At 38.9% G+C, this 21,425-nt stretch carries 18 protein-coding genes; 3 read left to right on the top strand and 15 right to left on the bottom strand.

The features are described from left to right. Positions 1–24 precede the first annotated feature (24 nt). Positions 25–1,095: a tyrosine recombinase XerS gene (xerS, locus tag ACLN19_RS07685; protein WP_413385004.1), complete on the top strand. Its 1,071-nt coding sequence runs from the start codon at positions 25–27 to the stop codon at positions 1,093–1,095. A 27-nt stretch (positions 1,096–1,122) separates the two neighbouring features. Here xerS and ACLN19_RS07680 read toward each other — a convergent pair whose 3' ends face one another. From ACLN19_RS07680 to ACLN19_RS07620, 13 genes are all read right to left on the bottom strand, one after another. Further along, positions 1,123–2,064: a sensor histidine kinase gene (locus ACLN19_RS07680; RefSeq protein WP_413385001.1), complete on the bottom strand. Its 942-nt coding sequence runs from the start codon at positions 2,062–2,064 to the stop codon at positions 1,123–1,125. Beyond that, positions 2,061–2,726 carry a DNA-binding response regulator gene (locus ACLN19_RS07675; protein ID WP_413384997.1) on the bottom strand — a complete coding sequence of 222 codons (666 nt, stop codon included), beginning with the start codon at positions 2,724–2,726 and terminating at the stop codon, positions 2,061–2,063. The genes ACLN19_RS07680 and ACLN19_RS07675 overlap by 4 nt, the downstream gene beginning before the upstream one ends. Before the next feature lie 85 nt (positions 2,727–2,811). Continuing rightward, positions 2,812–4,782 (bottom strand): FtsX-like permease family protein, encoded by a 1,971-nt coding sequence (locus tag ACLN19_RS07670; protein ID WP_413384994.1) that lies wholly within the window; start codon positions 4,780–4,782, stop codon positions 2,812–2,814. Position 4,783: 1 nt separating this feature from the next. Continuing rightward, positions 4,784–5,536, bottom strand: a complete 753-nt coding sequence (locus ACLN19_RS07665) for an ABC transporter ATP-binding protein (RefSeq protein WP_413384991.1) — start codon at positions 5,534–5,536, stop codon at positions 4,784–4,786. A gap of 198 nt (positions 5,537–5,734) precedes the next feature. Next, positions 5,735–7,069, bottom strand: coding sequence for a methylenetetrahydrofolate--tRNA-(uracil(54)-C(5))-methyltransferase (FADH(2)-oxidizing) TrmFO (gene trmFO, locus ACLN19_RS07660; protein ID WP_413384989.1), 1,335 nt, complete (start codon positions 7,067–7,069; stop codon positions 5,735–5,737). A gap of 171 nt (positions 7,070–7,240) precedes the next feature. Next, entirely contained in the window at positions 7,241–8,503 is a 1,263-nt protein-coding gene (locus ACLN19_RS07655) for an ABC transporter permease (RefSeq protein WP_413384987.1), read from the bottom strand. Further along, complete coding sequence (locus tag ACLN19_RS07650; protein WP_413384985.1) at positions 8,490–9,194, bottom strand: ABC transporter ATP-binding protein; 705 nt, start codon at positions 9,192–9,194, stop codon at positions 8,490–8,492. The genes ACLN19_RS07655 and ACLN19_RS07650 overlap by 14 nt, the downstream gene beginning before the upstream one ends. After that, the gene (locus ACLN19_RS07645; protein ID WP_413384982.1) at positions 9,178–10,329 is read right to left on the bottom strand and encodes an efflux RND transporter periplasmic adaptor subunit; all 1,152 of its coding nucleotides are present in this window, start codon (positions 10,327–10,329) and stop codon (positions 9,178–9,180) included. Before ACLN19_RS07645 ends, ACLN19_RS07650 begins: the two co-directional genes overlap by 17 nt. A 243-nt stretch (positions 10,330–10,572) precedes the next feature. Beyond that, positions 10,573–11,916 carry a PTS cellobiose transporter subunit IIC gene (gene celB, locus ACLN19_RS07640; protein WP_413384980.1) on the bottom strand — a complete coding sequence of 448 codons (1,344 nt, stop codon included), beginning with the start codon at positions 11,914–11,916 and terminating at the stop codon, positions 10,573–10,575. Positions 11,917–11,959: 43 nt separating this feature from the next. Beyond that, entirely contained in the window at positions 11,960–12,454 is a 495-nt protein-coding gene (locus tag ACLN19_RS07635) for a hypothetical protein (protein ID WP_413384977.1), read from the bottom strand. 15 nt (positions 12,455–12,469) lie between these two features. Beyond that, positions 12,470–12,790, bottom strand: a complete 321-nt coding sequence (locus ACLN19_RS07630) for a PTS cellobiose transporter subunit IIA (protein ID WP_413384975.1) — start codon at positions 12,788–12,790, stop codon at positions 12,470–12,472. Then, entirely contained in the window at positions 12,787–14,787 is a 2,001-nt protein-coding gene (locus tag ACLN19_RS07625) for a BglG family transcription antiterminator (protein ID WP_413384972.1), read from the bottom strand. The genes ACLN19_RS07630 and ACLN19_RS07625 overlap by 4 nt, the downstream gene beginning before the upstream one ends. A gap of 36 nt (positions 14,788–14,823) precedes the next feature. Then, positions 14,824–15,141: a PTS cellobiose transporter subunit IIB gene (locus ACLN19_RS07620; RefSeq protein ID WP_413384970.1), complete on the bottom strand. Its 318-nt coding sequence runs from the start codon at positions 15,139–15,141 to the stop codon at positions 14,824–14,826. Between the two features lie 189 nt (positions 15,142–15,330). Between ACLN19_RS07620 and ACLN19_RS07615 the strand changes: the two genes are divergently transcribed. Together ACLN19_RS07615 and ACLN19_RS07610 are read left to right on the top strand one after the other, a co-directional pair. Beyond that, entirely contained in the window at positions 15,331–16,236 is a 906-nt protein-coding gene (locus tag ACLN19_RS07615; protein ID WP_413384968.1) for a helix-turn-helix domain-containing protein, read from the top strand. A gap of 53 nt (positions 16,237–16,289) precedes the next feature. Next, the gene (locus ACLN19_RS07610) at positions 16,290–18,038 is read left to right on the top strand and encodes a glycerophosphoryl diester phosphodiesterase membrane domain-containing protein (protein ID WP_413384966.1); all 1,749 of its coding nucleotides are present in this window, start codon (positions 16,290–16,292) and stop codon (positions 18,036–18,038) included. Between the two features lie 25 nt (positions 18,039–18,063). Here ACLN19_RS07610 and ACLN19_RS07605 read toward each other — a convergent pair whose 3' ends face one another. Together ACLN19_RS07605 and pcrA are read right to left on the bottom strand one after the other, a co-directional pair. Beyond that, entirely contained in the window at positions 18,064–18,798 is a 735-nt protein-coding gene (locus tag ACLN19_RS07605; RefSeq protein ID WP_413384964.1) for a cyclase family protein, read from the bottom strand. Between the two features lie 103 nt (positions 18,799–18,901). Next, positions 18,902–21,172, bottom strand: coding sequence for a DNA helicase PcrA (pcrA, locus tag ACLN19_RS07600; RefSeq protein ID WP_413385024.1), 2,271 nt, complete (start codon positions 21,170–21,172; stop codon positions 18,902–18,904). Positions 21,173–21,425: the final 253 nt, after the last annotated feature.

Raw genomic sequence — 21,425 nt, 5'->3', positions numbered from 1 at the left:
TATAATTAATTAAGGAAAATTTTTATGCGACGTGATTTATTACTAGAAAAAATCGAGGAACTAAAAACACTCATGCCATGGTATGTCTTGGATTATTACCAATCCAAATTAACGGTACCGTATAGTTTTACAACTTTATATGAATATCTTAAAGAATATAGACGTTTTTTTGAATGGCTGATCATCTCAGATATTGCAAAATGTCAAAAAATTGCTGACATTGACTTAGAAACACTCGAACAATTATCAAAAAAAGACTTGGAAGCCTTTATCCGTTATTTGCGTGAACGCCCCCTATTAAATGCCAATCATACCCAAAAAGGGGTCTCCCAAACGACTATCAACCGCACGCTATCTGCTTTATCCAGCCTTTTTAAATACTTAACGGAAGAGGTCGAGGATGCCAATGGTGAGCCCTACTTCTATCGTAATGTCATAAAAAAAGTGGCTACTCAAAAAAAGCGCGAAACACTTGCAGCTAGAGCTGAACATATTAAACAAAAGTTATTTTTAGGTGATGAAACCAAAGCATTTTTAGATTATATCGAGCAGCAATATGCACAAACCTTATCCAAACGCGCCCACTCCTTCTTCATCAAAAATAAAGAACGTGATTTAGCTATTATCGCTCTACTGCTCGCTTCTGGGCTTCGTCTCTCTGAAGCTGTCAATCTCAACCTAGCTGATCTAAACATCAATATGATGGTGGTCGATGTCACGCGTAAAGGTGGAAAACAAGATAGTGTCAATATCGCAACCTTTGCTAAACCCTATCTTGAACATTATCTTGCGATTCGTCAACAGCGCTATAAGGCAGAAAAGACAGATATTGCGCTGTTTTTATCAGAATATAGAGGTGTCCCTAATCGCATTGATGCTTCTAGCGTTGAAAAGTTAGTAGCTAAATACTCGCAAGGGTTTAAAGTGCGTGTGACCCCCCACAAACTCAGACATACTCTTGCAACACGGCTATACGACCAAACCAAATCTCAAGTTTTGGTCAGTCACCAATTAGGACACGCTTCTACTCAAGTGACAGACCTCTATACTCATATTGTCAACGATGAGCAGAAAAATGCTCTAGATAAACTCTAAATTGTTTACATAATTATATTAATGTAGTTAATGGTGGCTTATAGTGATCTGTGTCCCTTTATTCACCTGACTATCGACATGAATAGTAAAATGTAAGCTATCCAATACCTGCTTAGTCATGTAAAGTCCTAGCCCTGTAGCTTTTTTATCCTCATGACCATTATATCCTGTGAATCCCTCGTCAAACAAACGGGGGATATCTTCTTCTAGTATGCCAATACCATTATCAGATATAGTGATCCGCTTATCACGAATAGTTATCGTAATCTGGCTATTATTGGGAGAATACTTAATGCTATTGTCCAATAATTGAGATAGAGCAAAGCTCAACCATTTCTTATCAGTCTTAACCCAGCTATCCCCATCAATTGTCACTGAAATTTGTTTAGCTAAACATAGGACACGGTATTTTTTGACCACTTCTACACTACACTGACGCAAAGACACCATCTCAAAACGAAAATCGTCTTGATGTTGATTAAATTTGATATAATTCAACAAATTATCCAAATAATGTTCTAGCCGAATAAGTTGTTGTCTCAGATCTTGAGAAGAGATGGTATTGGTCTGCACCATGAGTGATATAGCAGCAATGGGAATCTTCATTTGATGTGACCACATCTTAATGATGTTTTTGAGTTTCTGCTCTTTAGAGTTCATCTCTGAGAGTTGCTGGCTAGCTTTGGTCTCCACAGCAAGTAGAGCCTTACGGTAAAGTAAATCGCTAGGAGAATCCAGTTCTTCTAAATCTGTGCTTTCTTGAAAGTAAGTTACCGCTAGGTATTTTTGACGAAAATGATAGTAACGCCAGGCACTCACAATAGCTAAAACAACAAGGTTAAGAGCGAGGCTATTTAGAAAATAAGCCATAGGCAAATGATACAGAATAAAGTTGAGTAAAAATAATAGATACATCAGTGCATAAAGACTATACCAAACTACATATTCTTTCAGATAAGCTAATATCATTTTAAAATATACCCCGCCCCTCTAACTGTATGAATCCTTGTAAAACCGATTTGAGCCACTTTTTTGCGTAGCCGTGTCATATTAACATTGAGGGTGTTAGCATCAATAAAACTCTCATTTTCCCATAACCTTTCGAGCAAATCTTCCTTTAACACAAGCTGATTGACTCGCTCAAATAAGACCACTAAAATCTTAAGTTCAGTAGGAGACAAAGTCACTTCTTGCTTGTTGGCATTTGTCAATACGCCGTCGCGGCTCAGACTGAATTCATCTAACTGATAGTTATCGTCTCTGGAGAATTGTTGAGCACGTCTTAAAAAAGCATTGATTTTAGCTTCTAGAATAGGGAGAGAGAAGGGTTTTGAAATAAAATCATCACCTCCCATATTCAGTGCCATAACCATGTCCATCTCATCATCACTGGATGAGATGAAAATAATAGGCACAGATAGTCGTTGGCGTAATTGTGTTGTCCAATAAAACCCATTGTAATAAGGCAGGGTAATGTCCATCAGGACCAAGTCAGCTTCAAAGGCTTCGACTTCTCTGGCGACATCTCTAAAATTGCATACACTGCCTACTTCATAGCTCTGTTTTAAATGTTGTTTTAATAAATTTAAAATAGTTACATCATCTTCGACAATGAAAATACGACTTGTCATAACTTCCTCCTAGTCTCTATTTTAGCATAAAGCATTATTTAAAGCTCTATTTTTAAGCAAGAAAAACAGCCCCTAGGAGCTGTTTTTAACGTTCGATAATGGTGTAATAAACACGACTAGTAAAGCGATAGATAAAATAGTAAATCAAACTAATAACGGCTACGGTGACAGCTGATACAATATACACCAAACCACTATCTGTAACACCAAACAACAAAAGCATCTCTTTTAGCGATGGAAGAGCAAAGATATAGTGCAAAGTCGCAATGCCTAATGGCATAAAGAAAAAGAGAATGACTTGGGAATTGATGGTTTGTTTGACTTGCTTTTGGCTCATGCCAACTTCTTGAAGAATGCGATAGGCTTTTTGGTCTTCATGCCCTTCAGCATATTGCTTGTAATAAATAATCAAAGCAATACCCAATAAAAAGCTAAAGCCTAATAAGAATCCAGTAAAGAGTAAACCACCAAATAGTTGATAGAGATTACTCATCATCTCATCTCTAGTCGTTATAATTCCTTGTTTCTCTTTTTGGTTATCTGAGGCCTTTTCGTCTGAAATACGAGCTACTTGAGATGATGTTAAATCAATAAAGGCTTCATACCCACGCGTCACACCATATCCTTGATCTTGATAGGCAACATAGGACTGATAAATCTTATCAACTTCTTTTTGGTTTGCTAATACTAATATCCCAGCATCAATGGTGTTCACAGCATTTGGGAAGGTGGCTTGCGTCAAATGAGAGATGACGTCATACCTAGTTCCAAAAAAGTCAATCGAGTCTAGTTGCGGCGCTCTCTTAGGTGCCCAAAGTAAGGCTTGATTATCATTTAGTGTTTCAATACTATTGCCTAGTTGTTTAAATTCATCTTGCGTAACAATATAAAGAAACATAACCGTATTAGGATTCAAATTAGCAAATGTATCTTCTGATACAGATGTTCCTTTGGCATCTTTAGTCAAACTAATGGGGGCCATCATCCAATTGTATCTAATAGAATCGTTTTTTGTTTTGCCGACCTTATCTAGGACTTCTTTTTGGAAAAGCTCATCTGGCGTGTCACCATTTTCTAGACTATCTGGATAATAGGAAACTTGTGTATTTTTGATAAACAACTGGTTAGCCATATTTTGGCTATTACTATATAAAGAGGCCGTTGTCCCAATTGTGACCAAAGCCATAACAGATAGTAGGCTAATACTAGCTAATCCAGCAGCATTTTGCTTCATCCGAAAAATCATCTGAGAAACAGAAATGAAATGATTTGGTTGATAATAATAAGCTTTATTAGCACGCAATCTCTTTAGGTACCAAGCCATAAAGCTAATATAGAAAAGATACGTCCCTAATATGACTAATAACACTGCAATAAAGAAGCGGTAAACGACTGCTAAAGCACCTTGACTGTCTGCACTGATGGATAAGTAATAGGCAATTGCAATAGCGATGACGCTAAGCAGAGCCATCAAAACATTTCCTCGTGGTTCTTTTTCGCCTTTTTCCTTATGACGGAAAAGCGCTAGAGGTGATGTACGCTTGATATGAGCTAGCGCTGTCAACCATAAAACGATAAAAATACTTGCAAAAATGACCGTGTTAATTAGAAAAGGCAGAGGAATTAGCTGCAAGTTTAGGTCATGATAGTGTGTCACATTGACAAAAATAAGATAGATAAATTTTGCAAAGACGGCGCTAAAGAGGGCTCCTAATAAGCTTAAAGCGATAAAGATAAGTCCTAATTCATACGTCGCTATGATAGCTACTTGTTTTTTAGTCATCCCTAAAATATTGTATAAACCAAATTCACGACTACGCTGTTTGAGTAAAATACGATAACTATAGCGCTCCATGATAATAGAAAAGATGATAAGGACGACAACACCCAGCGCCACAGGCGTTGTTCCTACGCCCATATCAGCTGCTAAAGGATTTAATAAAATCAAAAGCGTAGAGCAGGTTAAAGAGTATAGTAGCAAGCTCGCTAATAAAAATGGGGCATAGGTTGATAAGCTTTTCTTAACATTATTCCAAGCTAATTTAAGGTAGAACATCCTACTCACCTCCTAGCAAGGCTGCCATGGTCAGTGAAATGTCTTTACTAAAAGCATTGGCCGTTTTATTGCCTCGATAGAGCTGGTGAAAAATACGTCCATCTTTAATAAACAGAACCCGTCGTGCATGGCTAGCGGCATTGGCTGAGTGCGTGACCATTAAAATGGTCTGCCCTAATGTATTGATATCCTCAAATAAGCCCAATAAATCCTCAGAATTTCGATAGTCAAGTGCAGCTGTCGGTTCATCAGCTAAAAGTAACTTAGGCTCTGTCATCAAGCTACGAGCAATAGCGACACGCTGTTTTTGACCTCCAGAAAGTTCAAATGGACGCTTTGAGAGGAGTTGTTCAATATGCAGTTGCGGTGCTAAATGGCTCAGTCTAGCTTCCATTTCCTGATGTGATTTACGATCTAAAACAAGAGGCAAAAAAATGTTATCTCTTACTGACAGACTGTCTAAGAGATTGAACTCCTGAAAGACAAAGCCTAAATTGTGCAAGCGAAAGCTAGCTAATTGACTCTCCTTGATTTGGGTAATATCTTGTCCATTTAAACGGACAGCGCCTTTTGTAGGCTTTTCTAATGTCGCTAAGATATTAAGTAGAGTTGTCTTACCAGAGCCCGACTCTCCCATAATAGCAATAAACTCCCCTTCTTCCACGCTAAAGCTAACATCCTGAAGGGCACGTGTCTCTTCTTTTGAAAAACGTGTTCGATAGATTTTTTCTAAATGATTGATATCTAATAACATATCTTATCTCCTTGTTCCTTACTTAATAACATCTCTAGTATATCGTATTTAGCAAGTGTTCTGACTTACAGTTTAGCTGGGCACTCTTACATTTTTGTAAGAGTCATATATAACAAAAATATAATTATGTAATATTATGCTTTCATAAAAAATCTATGATTAGCCGTCTAGCTAATCATAGAAAATGTTATTTATCGTTTAGACTGAACAATAAGGCTCTAAATCACGCAAAGCGCGCTCTGCTAATTTTTCATACCGCTCTTTTTTATCTCTGATACGTGGACCATCCAACTCTTTTATAATACCAAAATTGACATTCATTGGTTGGAAATGTTTACTTTCAGTATGTGTGATATAGTAAGGGAGACTTCCAATAGCTGTTGTACGAGGAAAGACAAGCTCTTCTTCTGCTTTAAATCGACGTACAGCATTGATACCAGCGACTAAACCACTAGCAGCAGACTCAACATAGCCTTCCACACCAGTCATCTGTCCTGCGAAAAAGAGATTGGGATTTTGACGGGTAGCAAACGTCTGCGTCAAGAGATTTGGCGAGTCCATATAGGAATTGCGATGCATGACACCATAACGGACAAACTCAGCCTTTTCTAAACCAGGAATCATCTGAAAAACACGCTTTTGTTCTCCCCACTTGAGATGGGTTTGAAAACCAACGATATTGTAAAGAGACCCAGCAGCATTATCTTGACGAAGTTGAACGACAGCGTAAGGTGTCTTAAAATCGCCATCACGTTTCCCTTTGTAATCATCTGGATATTCTAGCCCGACCGGTTTCATAGGACCATATAGCATGGTTTTAACGCCACGCTTTGCCATAACCTCAATAGGCATGCACCCTTCAAAATATTTCTCTTTTTCAAAACTATTTAGAGGGGCTTCTTCTGCTGTTATCAGCGCTTCATGAAAGGCTAAAAATTCCTCCTTAGTCATAGGACAGTTCAAATATGCTGCTTCTCCTTTATCGTAGCGGGATTTAAGATAGACCTTGTCCATGTCAATGCTGGACTTGTCAACAATCGGAGCTGCCGCATCATAAAAGTAAAAACCATCACTACCATTTAAAGCGTGAATCTTTTGAGCCAAGCTGTCGCTGGTTAGAGGACCAGTAGCAATAATGGTAATCGAATCATCAGGAATCTCTGTGATTTCCTCTCTATGGACCTCAATAAGAGGGTGATTGCTGATAATATCTGTCACCATTTGTGAAAACGTATCTCGGTCAACAGCTAAGGCACCACCTGCAGGAACTCGCGTCTTTTCAGCAGCTTGCATGATAATAGAATCTAAGCGTCGCATTTCTTCTTTTAACAAGCCCACAGCGTTGGTCAAGCTGTCACCTCTTAGAGAGTTGGAACAGACTAATTCTGCAAATTGATCGGTCTTATGTTGCGGAGTCGCTTTTGGACCACGCATCTCGTACAATTTGACAGGAATACCTCTTTTAGCAATCTGATAAGCCGCTTCAGAACCAGCTAATCCAGCTCCCACAACCGTAATGTAAGATTGAGACATAACACTAATACCTCTTTGGGAAAATTTCCCTCAAATCTTTCTATTATTTTAAAGCTTTATTATATCATATAATGCGCTTGAGCACTAGCAGGTAAAAAGACATATGATTTAAGCTTATAGAAGTGCCTAGATATAAATAACCCTTTGGTAAAACCAAAGGGTTATGAGTGATTATTCATATCGTAGCGCATCAATAGGGTCTAATTTGGAAGCTTTATTGGCTGGTAAAAAGCCAAAGACGATACCGACACAGGCTGAAAAGAGCAAGCTTCCTAGAGCTGAGGTCATTGTAACGACAGGCGGTCCTAAAAAGACGGCATCTAGTGAATGTCCAATAGAAGCTACTATCACATAAGCGATAGTCAGCCCAATAGCACCGCCAATAGAGGTCAAAACGATAGACTCAATAACAAACTGCATTAAAATATTAGCACGAGTCGCACCAAGAGCTTTTCGTAAGCCGATTTCACGGGTACGCTCTGTCACAGATACCAACATGATATTCATGACCCCAATACCACCAACTAAAAGTGAAATCCCTGCAATAGCACCAAAGACAAGTTGAAAGACAAGTATTTGACTTCTGATTTGTGCAAGCTGACTTTCTGTATCAAAAACCTGATATTCCCCCTGAGCATTAGAGAGCTGCGTCAAGCGACGTGCCGCCTCGCTACCAGCTTCTAGAGTATTATCAAGACTTTTAGCGTGAACAGTGACACTAGCAATTTCTGGTAGATTAAGCTCTGCAGCCAGCTGAGTATTAGCTAGGATAGCATTACCACTTCCTGAGAGAAAAGCGGCAAATTTTTCAGCGTCAGGGTCACTATAAACCCCTACGACACGATAGTTATTGCTCCCAATCGTGATAATTTGATTTAAAGCTTTATCAGCACTTGAAAATAAGGTTTCTGCTAACTTTTGGTCTAGTAAGACCACTCTTGAAAAAGAACGGTAATCTTTCTCATTCAAAAGCCTTCCTGCTAACACTTTGTATGATTTAGCGGCAAAGTAAGTATCATTGACACCTGTTAAATTGATATTATCCACTTTTCGTGAGCCGACACTGACAGTTGCTGTCGAGTTATTAGTTGCATAGTAAGAGTCAATCCCATCAACATCTTTGACAATTTGTTGAAGCCAAGCTTCTTGAATAGTTGGCTCTGTACCGTCCACAACTTCTTGGCTTTCAGCTTGGGCTTCTAAATCTTCTGTGCTCAAAATCCCGTCACCATCTTGACTTTTTGTTGGCGAATACGTCAGGGTCATATTTTGCCTATCTGAGCCTGCTAGACTCGTAAAACCTTGCTCTAAACCGCTCCCTAAAGCAACAATTACGACAACAGAAGCCACTCCAATAATGATACCTAGCATGGTTAAAAAAGAACGCATTTTATGACCGATAATGGAGTTTAGGGCAAATTTAATATTCTGCATGTGACTCTCCTTTCTGTCGGTCAGATGAGATAACACCATCACGAATCACGATGACACGCTTAGCATAGTCAGCAATCTCAGGTTCATGAGTTACCATGATAATGGTTTTTCCTTCTTGATTAAGTTCGGTCAAAAGCTCCATAATCTGCGCCCCCGTCTTACTATCAAGTGCCCCTGTCGGCTCGTCTGCTAGAATGATAGACGGATTATTAACCAAGGCACGCGCAATCGCCACACGTTGTTTTTGACCACCAGATAGTTCAGACGGTAAGTGATGCATACGGCTTTCTAACTCGACCTTAGTAAGAAATTGCTCAGCAAGTTGTTTACGCTTTAGAGGAGACACACCAGCATAGATAAGTGGCAATTCCACATTTTGAAAGGCATTGAGCTTAGACAGCAAGAAAAACTGCTGAAAGACAAAACCAATCTGATGATTTCTGACACGAGCCAGCTTTTTTTCCGACAGATTAGCCACGTCTTGTCCATCCAGATAATAAGCACCTTCACTAGGTCTATCTAGCATACCGATAATATTCATGAGCGTGGATTTTCCTGAGCCAGATGGTCCCATAATGGCTAGAAAATCCCCTTCATTGACTTCTAGGCTAATATCTTTTAAGACATCTAGGGTCTGCTCGCCATTTTGGTAGCTTTTGTGGATATGCTCTAAACTAATCAAGGTTTTCATAGTCTGTCACCTCTTTACCGTCTTTCAATGTAGTAGATGGATTGGTGATAAGGCGAGTATTTTTGCTCAAGCCTGACGTGATTTCTTGACTTTTGGCATCTGCATTTCCTAAAGTCACTTCTACTTTTTTAGCCATACCTTGGTCATCAATCGTCCAAACATAATTCTTATCTCCTTCAGTGACAACACTCTCTAGTGGGACAAGGATGGACTGATTAGGGCTATTGACTTCAACATTCACTGAAAAGCCTTGTTTAAGCGCACCAATATCACTTGTGATTTCCGCTTTGAAAGGGTATTTAGCGCCCGATTGTTGATTATTAGCTGCGCTAGCTTGCTCTTCTTTAGGATAATCTGAGATGAAGTTGATTTTGCCAGTCCATGTTTGGTCAGGATAGACTTTAGAGCTTATCTTCACTTCCTGACCAACACTGATATTGGCTAAGTTATACTCTGACAAATCTCCCTTAACTTGTAGATTACCATTTCCGACAATATGAACAAGTGTTTGCGCAGTGCTTGTTGCTGATTTTGACACATCACGATTGACCTCGACAACAGTACCTTCGATGTTGCTTAAAACGGTAGTGGCATTCAGTTGAGCTAGGGCTTTATTCATCTCATCCACTGCTGTTGCACGACTATCTTGCAAATCACTCATTTGAGCGTTATAGCTGCGTTGAGCATTGTAAGTCGCACTTGTGTCGTCGCTCCCATCTGTCGTCTGTACACTGCTTATCACGCCATTAGTCTTTAACTCTGTAATCTGACGATCAATTTTATTGATATTACGCACAGCAGCATCATAAGCTGTCTGAGCGTCTATACTCTTATATTGAACCAAAGCTTGCCCACTGGCTACTTGGTCACCAACATTAACTAGAACACTCTCTAAATCTCCCTTAGTGGCATCGAAATAAACGTATTGTTCGCTGTCTGCAGCGACTGTTGCAGATAGCAATGTTGACGAAGCTAGTGAGCCTTCCGTTGCTTTTTGAACTAGTATAGTCTCTGCTTGCGCTTCCTTAGATGATGATTGGTTCAAAAAGAGATAAGAAGCCCCTCCACCGACTAGAGCAACTCCTAAAGCAAGAGAAGTCCAAAACTTCCATGTTTTTTTCCTTTTTTGTCTCATGATACCCTCCTAAAATATAGCATTTATTGACTTATCTATATAGTACAATAAAACAAACAAAAACGCAAGCGTTTTCCGATAGAAACTTCTTTACTAAAAAGCTAGTTCTATACCTTCTCCTCTAGTATAACTTTTTCACATCAGACTGACACTTACAAAACCAAACTCTTGTCTTACAGTTTTGTAAGATTGAAAACATCAAAAAACCTATGACTAGTCTTAGCTAATCATAGGTATAAGTTCTTATGAATTTTCTTCCTTTAAGAGTTGGGAGTCATAACGACGAATAAATGGCCAATAAATAAGGAAGGCAGCAAACGAGCAAATAAAGGCTAATACAATGGCACGTAAATCAGCTGTTCCTAAGAAGGCGCCAATACCGATAGGAGTTGGCCAAGGAACTTGAGCAATAACGGCATTAACTAACTCTAATTTCATGGCTAGGTAATAAATACTCATAGAAACAATAGGTGCCAGCATAAAAGGAATGGCTAGCGCAGGATTATAAATAATAGGTAATCCAAATATCAATGGTTCATTGATGTTGAAAATACCTGGAACAACGGCTGCTTTTCCAATAGCACTCAATTGACTTGACTTAGCACGAAAAGCACACCAAATCACAAGTCCCAATGTCGCCCCAGAACCTCCTGCAATGACAAACATATTTGAGAATTCACCTGCAACTATAAAATCTGCACCGTCTGCATTAGCAACCATATTGGCTAAAGCGATTGGACTAATGATGGAAAATACGATATTAGCGCCATGAATACCAACAATCCAAAGTGCTTGTGTAATGAAATAAATAATGACAAGACCAAACCATGTATTGGTTAATTGAGAGACAAAACTAAAAGGAATAGAGACTACTTGAAAAATATCAGTATGAAAAGCTACCAAACAACCATTGATACCAATAACAACAAAAGCTACGACAAAACCTGGTATTAGAGCTGAAAATCCCCGCGATACCCCTTCAGGTACAGATTCAGGCATCTTAATAACCCAATTATGTTTAACACATAAACGATAGATTAAGACAGTTACAACTGCCATAATAATAGCTGTAAAAATGCCTGTTGTTCCAAAACGTGTTACACCGTTGGCCATACTCCAACCATCTGCAATCACAGCACCTTCTTCAAGAGAGCTAAGCGCTTTCATTATACCATCTTCAAAAACAATCTGTGGTACGGTCATAATAAAAGCAAATAGGGCTAAAAGTGCTCCATTTAAAGGATTAAGGTCAAGTTCCTCTTCATCTGCATAAATCTTTGTCAATTCATAAGCTAACGACAAAACAAAGTAAAGAGATAAAGATCCCATAGTAGCATAATTGGCCACCATATAAAGTGCTGTAAATTTATCAAAAGAAGCTGCAAAAATATCACTCACAATCGGCCAGAATGAGAAAGCTTGTGGTAAAATAGAGAACACCAAAAACATAGAACCTACAATGGTAAAGGGAACAGCTGCCATCCCTGCGGCTGTTATGGCACGCACCACCTTAAATTGTGCAATTGTCCCCATAGGTCCCATGAGGTATTTGTCTAAGAGGGCAAAGAAGCCTTTTGATTCGTCCATATCGGACACCTCCAATCATATCTGAAAAGATAATGCTCAACCTTTATGACTGTCTAGAACTAGATTGAACATAACGATAAAAACGGTCTTTATGATGTGCAATCTGATGAATTCGCACCAGATTATAACTAATGACAAAGTAGCTCATTAGTTGCAAGAAAACGATGAAAAATCGTCCTGTTAGTTGAGTTGATAAGATGGGGAAAGCTAGTCTATACTGATACTGTGACATACTTATCAAAAGGATTACACTATTGACAACTAACTGACTCACAAAAGCACACTTTGTCCATTTTAGATGGGGTAGCTTTTGATGATAAAGTTTTAGTTGCTCAAATGCGGCTAATACAAATACTCCCAACAAAACTAAAATCCCCCACATATAATAACTTGTCCGATAAACCTGCATCAACAGCCAATATATATTAGCAAAGAAATAGAGAGCTATACTATAGCGAAACAATAAATACCGTGAGAACAATTGGTGTTTTTCCAACCATTCTGTATTTTGAGAAGAAGGTGCTTTTTGTCTTATCATCTAAAACACCTCTTTCTAAGGCTTCACATATTTGTAAAGTTCTAACATTTCTAAAGCAACTTCTCTTAGGGTCATTGTTGTCATGAGATGGTCCTGAGCATGTAGCATAATCACATCCACCGGTACGTTATGACCGCTAGCATAATCCTGCAACAATGCCGTTTGTGCATGATGTGCTAGCAGTATCTCTTGATTAGCTTCTTCTAACTTTTGCTCTGCAAACGTATAGCGTCCCTCTCGCATTGCCTCAAACGCTTCATGTACTAGAGTCCTAGAACTGCCAGAATGCAAAATAATATCAAAAGAGATCATTTGTAATTCTTCTACTCTCGTCATATCTCTTCTCCCTTTTCTAACTGTAAAAATAACTGCTTAAATTCTAAAAATGTTTGGCAAGCTAGTATTTTTTCTTGTAAATGCTTATTTTCAGCAATATCGACTAATTGACTAGCAATTTCAGCTAATCCTTCGTTATCATAAACAGACATAGAGGTTAGAAAAATCAAGTTCACCTCTGGATGCTGCTCATCCCACCTCAGACCTCCGTTTCTAATTAAACCCACAGCTATACGATGCTTATCTGACAAAGCATGTATTGGGTGAGGAATAGCCATATGGGAGCTAAATAATACCGAACTCATCGCCTCCCTTTGGTCAATGAGACTTCGCATACGATTTATAAAATCTGCTTCCTCACCTGCTGCAATCGAAGCAATCAGCTGTTCCAATAGTTCATCTTTTGAGACATCATCTGTCATAATATGAAAGCTATCTTCTGAAAAATAATGGTCAAATACTTCTGTTAGTGGTTGAGGTATTGAAGAGTTTTCTTGAAAACTCCCTTGAGAATGCTCTAAGTGTCTCATCCCTTCCTTAATACGAGTAATATCAATATCAGATAGAAAAATAGAAACATGGAAAACAGGCATTGAAAAGATGACATGAGATAAATCAATAGCTGATACAATAAAATCAACCCCCTCTAATCTCTCGTCTGAAATCTCATAATAACCAATAACATCAACAATATGAATACTAGTTCCTAACTCTTTAACCAAACGGCTTCTAAGCATCTGTGCACTTCCATAACCAGTCGCACAAATGACAAGCACTCGGTATTTGCGCTCTTCTTTTAAACGCTCTCTTGCAGCCATAAAATGTAGAGCAATGTACGCTATCTCATCCTCTGTGACATGATAATCTGAAAAACTAGGCATCAACCTCATTGTCTTATCAGCTATATCAAACATCGATTGATATTCCTTGATTATCTGCTGTTTAAGAGGATTTTCTAAAGTAGCTTGATGTTCAAGCCTGATTAACAGTGTCACTAAGTGCTCGACGACGCCTTGATAAAAGCGAGCATCCTCTTGAATAGCTGGCTTTAGCTGACTTAGAGCATGCCTTAGCTCGTGATGTATCCTATCATTGTATGTCTGAGCGATGGAGGCTTTGCGGTGATTAGCTTTGGAAATCAAATGCAGGGCAACATAATCTACTTCTTCTTTTGGAAATGCCAGACCTGTCACTCCTGATAAACGCTTTAAAATACAAGATGCTGTCTTTTTTTCGATTGGATAAGAAGATAAATCATGAAAAACTGGTAACGAAGCGATCTCAAATCCTTCTGCAACACGCCTAGTAGCTAGAGCAATATGTACCACAAGATTTGACATCACAAAATCCGATAAAGAGATGTCGTGTTCACGACATTCATCAAGAACAATAATCGTCAACTCCTCAAGTGTTATTAATTGAGACAAAAACTGATTATCAACATATTGATTAAAGCTAGTCATAATCTCAGATTGAAGAAAGTAATCCATGATAAAACGTCTTTTATCACGTTCTAATCCGCAAACATAGACACCCTTATTAGCTTTGCTTTCAATTCTTAGAGAGTAAGGGGCTAAAGCCTTACGAAGATTTTTAAAATCATGAGATAAGGTAGAGCGGCTAACATAAAGCTCCTCTACTAAATCATCAAAAAACAATGCTTTTTCTTCAATAATGAGACGATTTAACAGATAATAATATCGATCATCTGCTGTCATAACCGTTTTGGGCAAGGAAGTCTCTATTGCTAAACCGTAATCTTTTAAAAACATATGATAACTACGCGAATTGATAACTTTCAGCTGATATCCCTTCCCTTTTTTACGGATTAGTTGTAGCCCTTCATATTCTAGGAACATATCAGCTAACCTGTTTAAGTCATTTCTGACAGTTTTATCAGAACAACCAAGTGCATCAGCTAATAATTTAGCGCTTACAAAATCTTCCTCAACCTCTTCTAATAACTTAACAAGCTGTCTTTGGCGTTTATCTAGCACTTTTGCCTCCAATCTTAATCAGATGCTCGATTCCAATCAAAGATATTCTCGAACTAAATTGGCCATTTTTTCAATCCCCATAGGAATAGGGACATAAGCTTGAGGTGGTATCTGTACAATAGGTTTTCCCTTTTTAGCAGCTGCTTTTTCTAACTGTTTAAAATGCATCTTTGTCTGCGGACTTATGAGATATAAATCATAAGCATCGCTATCGATACGTTTTTGACCCTCGGGAACACCAACTGCATCCATCTCCACAACATAATCCTCGTCTTTTAGAAAGGCTGCGGTTTTTTTGGCAATCAATGATGAAGACATGCCTCCTGCACAAATAATTAACGCACGTTTTACCATATTAATTCCTCCTTTTAGGATTTTAATGAAACCCTAATCTATTTGATACGACTATTATACCGAAATTCTCATCGTTTGTTAATGGATAATATTTCCGTTACCTAACGGAAATATTATCCACCCAAGACAAATCCCTGATCATTTGCTATAATAATACTATCATATGATTTAGAGAAAAGAGATGATTTTATGATTGATTCACTAAAAATAAATCATAAGGGCAATAAGAAGCTCTTACCTTACCAATACTATCAAACGACTGTTGAGAATGGACGTCCTGATACTCTGTTTCATTGGCATCCAGAATTAGAGATTAACTTTGTCCAAGACGGTAGTGCCCGCTATCATATCGATTGTGATTTTTTTAATAGTGAAGCGGGTGATATTATTTTGATTCGTCCTGGAGGGATGCACTCTATTCATCCGATTGACAAGCTACGTCATGTCACACACACTTTTCAATTTCATTTAGATATGATCGGCTACTCTATCCTTGACCAAGTCAGTCTTAGGTACTTGCAACCTTTGCAAGCTAGCACCTTTAAGCTAACACCTGTTATCAAACCTACAGATGATGGGTATGCTGATATCAAAGACTGTCTCTTTCGGATCTTTGAGCTTGTCCAAGAGGAACAATTGCATTTTGAATTGTTACTCAAGGCCTATCTCAATGAATTAACCTATCTTTTATACCATCACGGTTATGTCACACGAAAAGTATCAGACGATACGTATCGCAAGCACCACCAAATTCGTCGCGTGATTGACCACATCAATCGCAATTATGCTAAAGCGCTTTCTATTGATTATTTGGCGGACTATATGGGCTATAGTAAGACGCACTTTATGACGGTGTTTAAGCAGCAAACAGGAACGTCTTGCACCGAGTTTATCATTCAAGTGCGACTTAGTAAGGCTTGCGAAGAACTTCTTAATACCAATCGTGCTATTATTGATATTGCTAGCTTTGTGGGCTTTACCAATCTCTCCAATTTTAACCGTCAATTTAAACGTTACTATCACCTAACGCCTAGTCAATACCGTAAGCAATTTAAACAAAGTAATGAGGGGAAGAATTTTATCAATCCTTCCTAACTCTTACAAATCTTTATCTCGTATCTAGACATTAACTATGTTACAATAAAGATATGAAACATCCATTACAATTAATCTATCATCATTATTTCCCAGCTCTAAAACGTTTTGTTGCGGCTAGTTTTTTCCTTTACACGCTTTTTGCCTTCATAGCTAAAGGGATTTTACAATTCCTTTTTAATCGTATCCTCTTATTTGCAGGCGTTACAGGACTTACCAAAGATAACTTAGCAATTATCATTAAAGAACCTCTTGCGTTATTGTGCCTCTTTGCTTTTCTCATCCTAGCTAGTGGCTTTCTACTCATTGAATTTAGCGTGCTAACACTGGCTGTCACTGACCTTTGGCATATAGATTCGCTAAAAATCCTACTCAAGCGTCTCCCTTCCAAACTCCGTCAACTCTTTAGTTGGCAAGCCTTTATTGTGCTGGCTTATCTGATTCTGATGATTCCCTTAGATAATTTAGGTTTTAGCTCAGCACTTCTTGAACATTTGAAAATTCCGAATTTCATCAATGACGAACTGTTAAAAACAAGCTCTGGGACCTTATTGTTGACATCAATTTTACTTGTCACAGCTTACCTCAATATCAGACTTATCAGCTTTTTACCACTACTTGGTATCACTGATAAAACACCTAAAGAAGCACTTTATGCTAGCTGGCAAGAAAGTAAAGGTTCTAAACTCTTTAAACGTTTAGGACTTATCATCTTATTGACGAGTCTTAGCTTTATCATCGTCACTGCATTACTACTTGGTGTTACACTTTTATTTGCCGTGATTGATAGTAGGGGAGACAATCTGCCTTTGGCAACCCTTTTTTATTCCTTAGTATCTCTTTTGGTATATATCTTTATTTTGTTTGTCAAGTTTGTATTCATTATCGAAGCAACAAAACACCTGACCTTACCTGAGGCATTGGCTCAGTCCACTAAAAAACCAACTTCACGGCGTTATCGTATCATCACCTCTAGTTTTGTCATGCTGGTGAGTATAGTTTGGCTTGTAGGAAATGCCCTATCTATCTACTTGGTCCAAGACAATAGTGATGAGGTGCTTATTGCTCACCGCGGGGATGTCACAGCTGGCGTCGAAAATTCTATCGAAGCCTTGCAAGCAGCTCACCAGAAAGGAGCTGACTTCTCAGAGATGGATGTGGTTATGACTAAGGATAATCGCTTTGCCGTTATTCATGATAATAACCTCAAACGACTGGCTGGCATTGATAAGACAGTGTCTCAGATGACACTCAAAGACTTGCAAAAACTCACCATTCATCAAGGTTCTTTTAGTAGCCATATTGCTAGTTTGGAAGAGTTTCTCCGTGCTGCTGAGAGGATTGGACAGCCCCTTATGATTGAGCTCAAACCTTATGGCCATGAACCTGATGATTATGTTGAGCGTTTCTTAGCTGTCCTTGAATCCGAAAAGGCGACTCACCATAAGGTCATGTCTTTAAACAAAGAGGTTATCGAAAAAGTCGAACGACTAACTCCCTCTATTAGCACAGGCTACTTGATTCCGCTACAAATAGGGCCTCTTGCGAATTATCCTGTTGATTTTTATGCCGTGGAAGAATTTTCCTTTAATCCTATCTTTGCTCTGTCTGCTGAGCAACAAGGCAAAGACACTTATGTCTGGACGGTTAATGATGACACTCTAATGACCAAGATATTGCTTAGTCCCACAAATGGCGTTATCACGGACGAATTAAACCTCTTTAACGACAAACAAAAAGAACTCAAAAAAGACACAACTTATTTTGAGCGCGCACTCAAATTGTTTGAAAGTCAAGACTAAAAAAAGCTGGATTTCTCCAGCTTTTTTAGTTATCAACATAAGCAACTGCTCTAACGGGCGAACCAGTTGCCTTTTCAAAGTGAGGAAAACTAACAGCAATAATACTGCCAGTAGGTGGCACCTCATCTAAATGTGCCATGAGTTCTATCTGATAAATCCCCTGCTCTAAGAGATAATATTCATTATCTAAAAAACCATTTTGGGCCGCTCTTTGACCGCTATCTGTGTCCAGTGTCTCATGCCCCAATGCTTTAACGTGACGCTCTTTGACCAAAAAAGCAATTGCTTCCTTGGACCACCCTGGTGTTTCTTGCTGCCCCAAGTCATTGAGATTACGCATAGCCTCTTGATTGGGCCAACGTTTTGACCAGTCACTACGAAACGCTACAAAAGCTCCCTCTTGAATCTTTCCATAACGTCTTTCAAATGCTACGATGTCCTCTACGCCTAACTCTGTATTAGGATTTTGAGCTACTTCTTGAGAAAGGTCAATGACATATAAGGGTAGCAACAACTCTTCTAGCCCAATATCATCAAGCCATCTGCCGTTTTCTACAAAATGCCTAGGCGCATCAATATGTGTTCCATACTGTCCCACAAAACGAAATTCTTGTACATGAAAACCGTCTTTTAGGGTAAAGACGTCCCTTTTCTCAAGGGCTGGTAAGGCAGGAAAACGTGGACTCGTTTCGTTGATGGGATGCGTTAAATCTATCACACGAGCTTTCTTTAAGATCTGTAATGCTGCTTCAACTGTCATAGGCAAACCTCTTCTTTTCTTTCTTGCCTTTAATTGTAGCCTATTTTCCCAGTCTTGCCTAATATTCTTTCAACGCATAAAGGTATAGTTTTAAACTATACCTTTATTTTTTGGTAATCGGTGCAACACTTGCCAGGAGTTTTTTGACGCCTACTTCTTCAAATCTTATCGTTAATTCTTGTGTTTGACCACTACCTGTCACCTCTATAATAGTCCCGTCACCCCACTTGCGATGATGAGCCACATCTCCCACTTGCCAATCAATCTCTTTTGTCTCTTTAGCTGCTTGTGCTGAAAAAGGAAGAGGACCAGTCTGTCGCCTCTGACTAGATTTACGCGTTTGCAGAGCTTGCTGTAAGCTCATACCCTCGCCAAACTGTGTCTGTTTTTGATGCGTATAACGCACTCCAAAAGAGGAGGTCGTTGGACGAGCATGTCCTTGGAATTGAAGGAGGGTCTCTGAAATTTCACGAATAAAGCGTGTCGGACGATTATGCGAACTACGCCCATATAATGTTCTAGAATTAGCATTGGTCAAAAAGAGCAACTCTTCGGCGCGCGTGATACCGACATAAGCCAAGCGGCGCTCTTCTTCCAGTTCATCAGGATCATCACTAGCGCGCGATAACGGAAATACTCCCTCTTCCATACCAATGAGAAAGACTACTGGAAACTCTAGGCCTTTTGCTGCATGTAAGGTCATCAAGGTCACCTCTGATACTTCAGTCTGACCATCATCTGTATCGCTAATCAGAGCTAAGTCATTAAGAAAACGCCCCAAACGCTCCAGACCAGACTCATCATCAGCCACACTATTTTCGTCATCAGCCTTCTTGGTAACAGATAGAAATTCCTCGATATTTTCAATTCGAGCTTGACTCTCTAGAGTATTTTGTAATTTCAACGCTTCTAGATAGCCTGTACGCTCTAAAATGGTTTCTACTAAAGTTGTCAAACTCAAAGAATCCAAGTCCTTATCAATCTCCGATAAGGTCTCAGAGAGCTGATGAAGGCTAAGTGCAGCCTTTCCTTTTAGAGGGAGAAGCGGATTTCCCGCAGCTTGTAGCAACGACTCTCCTTGACTATTTGCAAAGTTACGCAATTTTTCAAGTGTACCTGGTCCTACTCCACGCTTAGGCTCATTAACGATACGCTCAAAGGAGATGTTATCAGAAGGGTTTGCGATAACATTTAAATAAGCAATGATGTCTCTAATTTCTTTACGGCTATAAAATTTCGTACCGCCAACCATGGTGTAAGGAATATTAGATTTTAAAAGGGCTTCTTCAATAGTCCGTGACTGCGCGTTTGTCCGATAAAGAACTGCAAAGTCTTTAAAACCTTTCCCCATTTCTTTGACAATATTATCAATGGTAGCAGCTACAAAAACAGCCTCATCTGTCTCCGTATCTGCTCGGTAATAAACAATCTGCTCACCTTCCTGGTTTTGTGTCCATAGTTTTTTAGGACGACGTTTTTTATTATTCTTGATAACGTCATTAGCCGCTTTCAAAATAGTCTGGGTAGAGCGATAATTTTCCTCCAGTAAAACAACCTTAGCATCAGGATAGTCCTCTTCAAAGTCTAAGATATTTTGCATATCAGCACCACGCCAGCCATAGATGGACTGATCGGCATCTCCTACGACACAAATATTTTGAAAACGAGAGGCTAATAATTTGACCAATTGGTATTGCGCATGGTTGGTATCTTGATACTCATCGACATGGATATATTGATAGCGTTGTTGATAGTAGGCTAGCACATCAGGATTGTGATCAAACAAACGCAGTGTCATCATGATCAAATCGTCAAAGTCCATAGCCTCTGATTGACGTAGCTCAGCTTGGTAAGCTTTATAACATTTCGCGACAATCTGACGATAAACATCACTGGCCTGTGCTTCAAAGGCCACCTCGTCTAACAAATCATTTTTGGCATTTGAAATCGTCCCTAAAATAGCGCGATCACTCCACTGTTTGGGATCGATATTAAGCTCCTTCATGACCCGCTTCATCAAAGTCCGCTGCTCACCTGGATCAACAATGGTAAAATTACGATTGTAGCCAATATGATCAGCATCACGACGCAAAATTCTAACACACATACTGTGAAACGTCGCAATCAAACTCTCTTGTGTAGCAGGATTTAATACCATAGCACGCTCACGCATCTCCCTTGCGGCTTTATTGGTAAAGGTAATCGCCAAAATATTCCAAGGGTTAACGTATTTTTCGTCAATGAGATAAGCTATGCGGTGTGTCAGGACACGTGTCTTTCCAGATCCTGCTCCTGCCATAATCAAAAGAGGGCCTTCTGTTGTTTCAACTGCCTCTTTTTGCTTATCATTCATACCACTTAATAAAGGATTCATCATTATCTTCCATTCTACTTAAACTCTAGCTTTAAAATTATAACATACTTTTCGTTTAAATGCTTTTTAAAATTTCAGTGTAGCTAGTTGTAAAAGAAGCGTAGTTATTTTTTAAGAATGCTGGGGAGTGATTCATCATGCCAATAACCTTTACGGTTATTTCTCATGAAAATAAAAAAAAACCAATTAAGGGTGTACTGAACGGCTCCCTGTCAAGTAGACAGTCAAATAATAAAAGATATTAAGCAACCTG

This window comes from Streptococcus lishijunsis, assembly GCF_047290665.1.
Lineage (GTDB): Bacteria > Bacillota > Bacilli > Lactobacillales > Streptococcaceae > Streptococcus.
This window is presented reverse-complemented; position numbering and strand designations above follow the sequence as displayed.